Origin of the sequence: Luteimonas sp. TWI382 (genome assembly GCF_039674545.1) — a bacterium.
Taxonomy (GTDB): Bacteria; Pseudomonadota; Gammaproteobacteria; order Xanthomonadales; family Xanthomonadaceae; genus Luteimonas.
The window spans coordinates 1-7,762 of record NZ_JBDJNS010000044.1 but is presented as its reverse complement, the minus strand read 5'-3'; the positions used below and the strand labels follow the sequence as shown (position 1 = coordinate 7,762).

The window sequence follows — 7,762 nt, the reverse complement described above, 5'->3', positions numbered from 1 at the left end:
TGACTTGTTGCTCTTTCGAAACGTCTGCTGATGGACAACGCCACCTGCCAGACGTCCGCACAAGTATCCTGCGCACACTGTCAAAGATCTTCGGAAGTGGCCTCAGCGCCTACTTCCCGATGCCTCAAAGTTTCCTTCGAAGCGAGCCGCCCATCTTAGCGCGGTTTTGGCATTCGTCAACACCTTTCGGTGAATCTTCTTGCCTTCCCTTCGCGCCCCGAACCGAAGTTCGTTTCCGCCGAAGGAGCCGCCCATCTTAGCGCAGCTTCCCGATCTGTCAACTCCCTGTGAAATCCCAGAAGTCCGACCGGTCCCCGCTTCCCTGGCCGACCTCAGCGTCGATGCAGCGTTGCGGGGCGCGCATTGTAAGCCGAATTCACACTGGGTCAACACCCCTGTCATGCGGATGTCGCGATGCCATGGCAGACAGCGCTCCACCGTGCGCAGGCAGCCGGGCACGCAGCGCTTCCTGCTCGAGCAGCATGGGACGAGCAGCCAATGCCTCACCGACGTCTGGCCATCCCGCCGTCTGCGCCCAGCGCAGCATGGCGCTCTGTTGCGTCGCCGACGGGCGACGCGCCGCCTCGACGTCGATCGATGACAGATCGTCCGGCGACATCAGCCAGGGCCTCAATACGCGGCCCGCCGCGCGCATGGTGGTGACCAGCGTGGCGGCGATCCGGAAGCCGCCTTCGTCGATATCACCCCAGTGGTAGACAGGCGCGTCGGCAGGCAGCGCCTGCAGTACGCGTGCGCAGGCACGGCGCCAGGCAGGCGATGGCATGCCACCGGTATAGATCACCAAGCCGTCCGCCACCGAGTCGCACGCTGCGGCATCGTGAAAGCTGGCAAGGTTCTCGACCGTCAACAGGAATCGCGCCTCGGTCACGACCGCGTCGAGCCGTTCGACCGGGACGCCGAGGTAGGGTCGGACCAGCGCCAGCGCGGTGCCATCGACGACGAGCGTGCCGGTGCCGGCGATCAGCATCGGCTGCGGCTCGCGCCTCAGGCCGAGCGCGGACCAGACGTGTTCGCGCTCCAGCGCGCCCGCATTCAACTCACCGCCGACCAAGAGCGCGAGCCACGGCGTCAGGGCCTCCAGTCGTTTGCTGTCGCCCAGCAGGCGGACGCTTTCGCGTCGCAGCATGCGTTCAGCGCCGGCATCGGCAAGTCGCGCCTCCACGACCCGCGCCGCGTCGGCGAGGTCGGCCGCCGACTCCGGCCCGAGGCCCGGCCCCTTGCCCTGCGCCCAGGCGTCGAGCACCTCGGAGATGACCGGAAAGCGCGGCAGCCACTGCACCAGCCTGCCCTTGGCATCAGCCATGCGTGTCGCCAGCAATGCGATGCCAAGGTGCCGCGCCAACGCGTCCAGATCGCGCACCGTCAACCGCAGCAGACGTTGCCCGTCGTCGCGATGTTGGTCGCGTCGGACCGAGATCGCGCCTTCGCGCTCGGCCAGTCGAATCTGCGCGTGGAAGTCCTCCTGCTCGGAGAGCGTGGACAGCGCCAGATACTCGGGCGCACTCGCGCCCGTCATCGGCAGCGATGCGTGCGCGGACTGGGCGCGCAGGCAGGCCCGCTCGCCCTTGCGCAGCAGCCGCTCGAGCACGTGCCGGGCGGCGCTCACGTCGCGCTGCGCTCGCTCGCGATGCGGGCCGTCTCCTCGACCAGCAATTCGGGATGCAGGTCGAACTGGTCGCTGAGCAACAGTGCGCGGGCGGCCGCCTTGACCTCGATCCGCTCGACCTGCAGCAGGTCGCCGTCGCGGAACAGCTCGATGTAGCTGTCGAGCACGCCGCTGAGCGTGCCCTGCGCGGTATCGGGCGCGGCGAGCACGAGTTGCAGGCCGAGCGAGCGCAGATAGTTCGTCGTCGCCCGCGCATTCTGGGCATCGATCTTGTCGCCGAACTCGTCGAGCAGGATCAGACCCATACCGCCGGGGTGAACGTCGCTCTTGCCGTAGGCCGCAGCGAGCGCGGCGCCGGCGATGACGTACAGCGGCGCCCGATGCTCGCCGCCAGAACCCGAGCGCATGCGTTCGCTCAGCGAACCGATCACGCGATCGTCCTGTCGGATCTGCACCTCGAAGCGGAAGAACCGCCGGTAGTCGTCGAGCGGCGAATGCGCACTGCGCGCTGCGGCGCCGTCCTCGACCAACTCGCGGAACGCAGCCGGCACTTCACCGGCGCTGCCGAACAGGCCGTCCTCGCCGCCGACATCCGCGGCGCGGCGGATGAAGCGTTCGAGATCACGGAACTCGGGCACGACCTCGTAATGGAACTGGTAGCGCTCGTTGTTGGAGAACGCCGGACTGCTGCGCAAGGTCCGGTTGAGCGTGGCGATCTGTTGCTTGAGGCGATTGAAGTTGTCGTACAGCGCCGACGCGACGCTGGCGCGGAAGGTCTCGACCGCGGTGGCGTAGGCCTGCTCGGCTTCGCCCTGGTAGCGCACCAGATCGGTGTCGCGCAGTTGGGCGAGTTCGCGCTGCAGCAGACTGCGCGCCGGGCGCCAGGCGCTGGCGTCGAACTCCAGGCTCAGGCCATGATCGCGGGCGTACTGTGCCAGCGCGCTCCAGGCCTCGGGCAGCAGCCGGGCGAGCTGGCTGTCGCTGTCGCGGGCGCGCTCGTCGCAACGCCGGCTGCGCTCCTCGAGCGAGGGCCATTTGGCGTCGAGCTCCTCGCGCTGGCGCTCCACCCGGTTCGGATCGACGTCGCCGTCGCGGAAGGCATCGACCGCGGCCTGGGCGACGAGCGCTTCCTGGGCCTGCAGGCCTTCGAGCACCCGCTGCGCCTGGTCGACGCCGCTGCGCGACACCGCCTCGGTGCCGATCAGACCCTCGATCCGGCGCTCGTTCTCGTCATGACGCTCGCGCAACGCGCGCAGTTGTTCGCTCAGGCGCAGCAGGTCGGGATCGACCGCCTCGGCCTGGCTGCGCACGCGGGCGCGGTAGCGCGATTCGATCTGACGATGCTGCAGCAGCTGCGCATGCAGGGCGTCGGCGGTCTCGCCGGCGTCGGCGAACCGGGCGAGGGCTTGCTGGAGTGCGTCGAGGCGCCGCGCCTCGGGTTCGCACTCGCGCAGGTCGCGCTCGACCGCCTCGAGCTCTTCACGCAACACGCGCAGGCGTTCGCGGCCGTCGTTCGCGCCGATCCGAAGCTCAGAGCCGGCGGGCAGGCGCCGCCGCTCGATCCCGCCGCCCTTGGCGACCAGGCCGTCGCGGGTCAGGCCTTGACGGCTGCGGACCACCTCGGCCTCGGTCTCCACGCAACGCAGATCGCCGAGCTGCCGCCGCAGATAGGCGACCGCATCGGCGTTATCGCCCTCGATCAACGCCGCGACGCTGTCGGCCGCAGGACGTTCACTGCGTTGTACGCGCGCCGCGCCGGGCAATGCGAGCTTGACGCCGTAGACAGCGCGCGCGCCCTGCAGCGCGCGATACACGCGCACCGCCTGCTCCTCTTGGCCAGCCGGCACCAGCAACGCTTCGACGTGGCTGCGCAGATAGGCTTCGATGGCCGGTTGCCAGGCCGCGTCACGCACACGCACCAGGTCGCAGACCGCCTGCGCTTCGATCCCGGCTTCATGCAGGTAGTTCATCAACCGCATGACGTCGTCACGCAGGCCGGCCTTGCCGACGCTCAGCCGTTGCTGGTTGCCCTTGAGCGCATCGCGACGGCTGCGCGCTGTCTGCCAGGCCTCGTATGCGGCGCGGGCGCGCGTGGCGACGGCCGCGCGCAGTGGCGCCGCCGCCGCGAGCGCGTCCAGGGCCTGGGCATGGAAGCGATCGGGCGCCAGCGCGATGGCAGCGTCGGGCGCAAGGTCGTTCAGCGCATTGGCCCAGTCGCGCCAGGGGGCAACGGCGTCGTCGATCCGGGCCGCATCGAGCTCGGGGGCCGCCAGGCCGCGCACCGCCTGCAACTGGTCGCGCACATAGGCGAACTGGGTGCCGAGTTCCCGCTTGAGGCGGGCCAGTTCCTCGCGGTCGCGCTCGGCCAGTTCATCGAACGAGGCCTGTTCGCCGTAACCGCGGCTGCCCTGGAGTTGCTGCTGGGCAAGCTCGAGTTCGTGCTTGAGGCTTTCGCGCTCGCTGCGCGCGTCCTGCAACTGCACGCGGGCGGCCGCCAGCGCCTGGCGGGCCGCTTCGCCCGCTTGTTCGGCCTGCTCCACCTGCTCGCCGAGCAGGTCGCGGCGGTACTCGGCCGCCAGTGCACGGTAGGAAGCGGCGCGCACCGCCTGCGCGGCGATCTTGCCGTACTGGCGCTCGACCTCTTCGGCCGACTCGATGCGCTGGCGGACCTGCTCGATCTTGTCGCGGATCTGCCGGAAGCTCTCGAGCAGCGCGCGGAAGCGGGCGATGTCGGTCGGCCGGTCCTCGGCAACCAGCGTGCGCACGAACAGGTCGACATCCTCCACCCGCTGCAGGTTCAGCGCGTTCTGGAACGCTTTGCGGTAAGCGTTGAGGTCGGGCTGGACGCCCGGCCCGGCGCGCAGCCGGAACAGCAGGTCGCGGACGAAGCGCTCGCTGGTGGTGTGCAGTTCGACCTTCTCGCCCGCCTCGCGGCAGCGGCGCGCGGCCAGTTCACGAAATGTCGGCCACGCCAGCGGCAATTCGCGGCCCTTGATGCGTTCCAGGTGGTCGTCGCGCTCCAGCGCGACGCCGGGCAGCAGATACAGGCCGTGCAGGCGATGCTCGGGTTCGTCGACGGAGGCGCCCAGTGCGATGCCGGCCGTCAGCGCCTGGCCGGTCTCCTGGTCGCGGAACACCAGGCTGATGTACGTGGTCGCAGTGCGCCGCTTGCGGCCGTCGTCGCCGCTGCGGTACACGCCCAGGCAGTAATCGCGGATCGTGCGCGCGCGGGCGCTGCCGCCGGCCTGCGCATTGAAGCGGATGCGGCTGCGGTCGCCGCCCAGCAGCACGATCTGCAGCGCGTCGAGCAACGCGCTCTTGCCAGCGCCGTTGGGGGCGATGATCGCGCTGGTCGCGTCCAGTTCGAGCGTCTGCGCCTCGAACAGGAAGAACTGCACCAGATGGACGCGTTCAAGCAGTTGCATCGTCGTCCTCCGACTCGTCCTGAGCGCTGTCGTCCGAGGCGCCGTCGTCGTCGCGATTGTGCTGGTCGAGGCGCTGCAACCACAGCTCGCCGACGATCTCCACGATCGCCGGGCGCACCACCAGATGGAATGGCTGCGGATCGTCGCGATCAGAATCCACCAACCGCGCCAGGCCCCAGCGGCGCAGGCTGCGCGCGAGCGTGCGCAAGGTGCCGACGTCGGGCATCGGGCGGCCGACCAGCGCCTGGTAGGCCTCCTGAAGTTCGGGCAGTTCGACGACGACCTCGCCGTGTTCCTCGATCTGCCCCTGGCGCATCGCCTCGTCGTAACGCTGGCGCAGCACCAACAGCAGCAAGGTCTCATCGAGCGTGACCGCGACGCCCTCGCCATGCGCGGGCAACGCGACCAGGTACCGGTAGTGCGGATTGCGCGCCAGCCGGATGCCCAGCGGCGCGAGCGCGCCGACGAAATCGTCGAAATGGTCCTCGACCAAGTGATAGGCCACGCGTGCGGTGCGATCGGCGGCGTAGAGCACCTGCTCGGTGACCAGCCGGTAGGCGGCGCGCTCGAAGTCCTGCACGGCGTACAGGCCGTTGGACTGTTGGCTCAAGGTGTTCCAGCTGCGTTTCATGCGGGGGTCCGGGTGGGCGCGAGACGGCGGACGACGAAGCGCGGTGCGCGCAGTACGCCGTTGTCCAGCGGCTCGGTGGAATCGAGAAGCTCGACGCGGAAGCCGCGCAATAGCCGGCTGAGCGGATCGTCGCGGCGCAGGCCACCGATCCGCTGGCTGCGCAGCGCCAGCGTAAGCAGGGTCTGGTAGGCGCGCAGGTCCTCGATCGAGGCCACGCGCATCTGATCCGAATCGACGCGGTCGGCCTCGCCCAGATGGCGGCCGACATAACGGGCCATATCCTCGGCGGTGACCAGCCGCGCCCGCTTCATGCGCCGCAACAGGCTCAGCCGCGCGAGTTGTTCGGGCGTCGGGACCTGGGCGGCATTGGCGCTGCGAGGGATGGGCTGTGGCCGGGTCCGCGGCGGACGCAGGCGCGTCTCGTCCATCAGCGCGCCGGGGGCGACCGGCAACCGCAGCGCCTCGGCCGGCGCAGTCAGCACGCCGCGGCAAGCGCGACGCAGCAGGATGTCGAGCCGGTCGGGCGCGCGCAGCCGGTAGTCGAGGAAGGCCAGCGCGCGACGATTGGCCTGGCGGATGTCGTCATCGAGCCGGCCGAGGTACTCGTCGATGCGCTCGAGTTCGCGCAGCCGGCGCAGGCTGCGCCCGAGCCGCAGCGCCGCCCGCGCATCGTCGCCACCGGTCAGATGCTCGCGGTACCAGGCCCGCAGCGCCTCGTGCCGCGGGCCGGTCTCGACCTGCTGCACCATCGCCAGGATCGAACTGCGGCGCGCCAGCGGGTGGTCGGCACGATGCAGGCCAGCGTAGTCGCCGATGAAAAAGCGCGAGACGTACTGCTCGAACCATTGCCGCGCGAACTGCGCGGTGGTCTCGGCACGGCTGAGCTCGGGCATCAGGTCGCGTACCTGCAGGCTCATCGACGCCAGCGAGACCAGCAGCCGGCGGGCCTGGTCGGCCGCTTCGTCGAGGGCGTCGCCAGCGCCGCCACCGTCGATGACCTGCTGCATCTGCAGTTCGATCGAGCGCACCTTGGCCGAGACGAAGGTCGGCCCGTGTTCGGCGAACTCGACCAGCGTCGACAGCAGTTGCGAGACCGCCGGCGGCATGGCGACCATCTCGCGCGCGCCGATGCGCTCCTGGCGCAGCCAGCCGGCGTTGCGGAAACGTTCGTAGATGCCGTGCGCACGAATGCCTGGCGGCGTGTCGGGACCCTGCCCGTCCTCGTCCTCCCAGGGGTCGTCGGCCACCAGATAGCGCTCGATCGCGGCAGTGATCTCGCGACGCGGCAAGCCGTGACTGGGCGGCATTGGCGCATCGGGGCCGAAGAATTCATCGAACAACCGGTGCAGCAGCAGCCAGTAGTGCTCGCGGTTGGCCGAGGCCAGCGGGCCGAACACGCCGGCCGGCACGACCGAGAACAGCGAGGGCGGCGTCGGATCGCTCATCTGGCGGCGCGTCCGTGCGGGTGGTGCATCGTCTTCACCGCGGCATTTTCACAGATCGCGCGGCCGGCGTGGGCATGCTGCCGCGCCCGGCAACGGCCGGGCGGCGGCGCTCCACAGGGCCTACTCGACGGTGACCGACTTGGCGAGGTTGCGCGGCTTGTCGACGTCGGTGCCGCGCGCCAGTGCGGTGTGGTAGGCCAGCAGTTGCACCGGGATCGTGTGCACGATCGGACTCAGCACGCCCACATGGCGCGGGGTGCGGATCACGTGCACGCCTTCCGACGGGCCGAAGTTGCTGTCGGCGTCGGTGAACACGAACAGCTCGCCGCCGCGCGCGCGCACTTCCTGCATGTTGGACTTCACCTTCTCCAGCAGCCCGTCCCTGGGCGCGATCACCACGACCGGCATGTCGGCATCGACCAGCGCCAGCGGGCCGTGCTTGAGCTCGCCCGCCGGGTAGGCCTCGGCGTGGATGTAGGAGATCTCCTTGAGCTTGAGCGCGCCTTCGAGCGCGATCGGGTAGTGCACGCCGCGGCCCAGGAACAGCGCATGCTGCTTGGGCGCGAAGCGCTCGGCCCACGAGGCGATCTGCGGCTCGAGGTTGAGCGCGTGCTGCACGCTGCCCGGCAGGTGG

5 protein-coding genes are annotated in these 7,762 nt (G+C 69.8%); all 5 read right to left on the bottom strand.

Features of this window, described 5'->3' with window-relative positions; all coding sequences use genetic code 11:
• Positions 1-376: 376 nt before the first annotated feature.
• Positions 377-1,609, bottom strand: coding sequence for a Wadjet anti-phage system protein JetD domain-containing protein (locus ABE505_RS16945; protein WP_346445825.1), 1,233 nt, complete (start codon positions 1,607-1,609; stop codon positions 377-379).
• A gap of 14 nt (positions 1,610-1,623) precedes the next feature.
• Positions 1,624-5,052: an SbcC/MukB-like Walker B domain-containing protein gene (locus ABE505_RS16940; RefSeq protein WP_346445824.1), complete on the bottom strand. Its 3,429-nt coding sequence runs from the start codon at positions 5,050-5,052 to the stop codon at positions 1,624-1,626.
• Positions 5,039-5,683, bottom strand: a complete 645-nt coding sequence (locus ABE505_RS16935) for a DUF4194 domain-containing protein (RefSeq protein ID WP_346445823.1) — start codon at positions 5,681-5,683, stop codon at positions 5,039-5,041. The genes ABE505_RS16940 and ABE505_RS16935 overlap by 14 nt, the downstream gene beginning before the upstream one ends.
• Positions 5,680-7,128, bottom strand: a complete 1,449-nt coding sequence (locus ABE505_RS16930) for a Wadjet anti-phage system protein JetA family protein (RefSeq protein ID WP_346445822.1) — start codon at positions 7,126-7,128, stop codon at positions 5,680-5,682. Before ABE505_RS16930 ends, ABE505_RS16935 begins: the two co-directional genes overlap by 4 nt.
• Before the next feature lie 120 nt (positions 7,129-7,248).
• A partial coding sequence (locus tag ABE505_RS16925; protein ID WP_346445531.1) for an SIS domain-containing protein occupies positions 7,249-7,762 on the bottom strand: 514 nt, incomplete at its 5' end.

What these genes read in the sequence shown, in the direction of transcription:
- ABE505_RS16940 (WP_346445824.1), bottom strand. Translation starts at nt 5,052, where the DNA reads ATGCAACTGCTTGAACGCGTCCATCTGGTGCAGTTCTTCCTGTTCGAG.
- ABE505_RS16935 (WP_346445823.1), bottom strand. Translation starts at nt 5,683, where the DNA reads ATGAAACGCAGCTGGAACACCTTGAGCCAACAGTCCAACGGCCTGTAC.
- ABE505_RS16930 (WP_346445822.1), bottom strand. Translation starts at nt 7,128, where the DNA reads ATGAGCGATCCGACGCCGCCCTCGCTGTTCTCGGTCGTGCCGGCCGGC.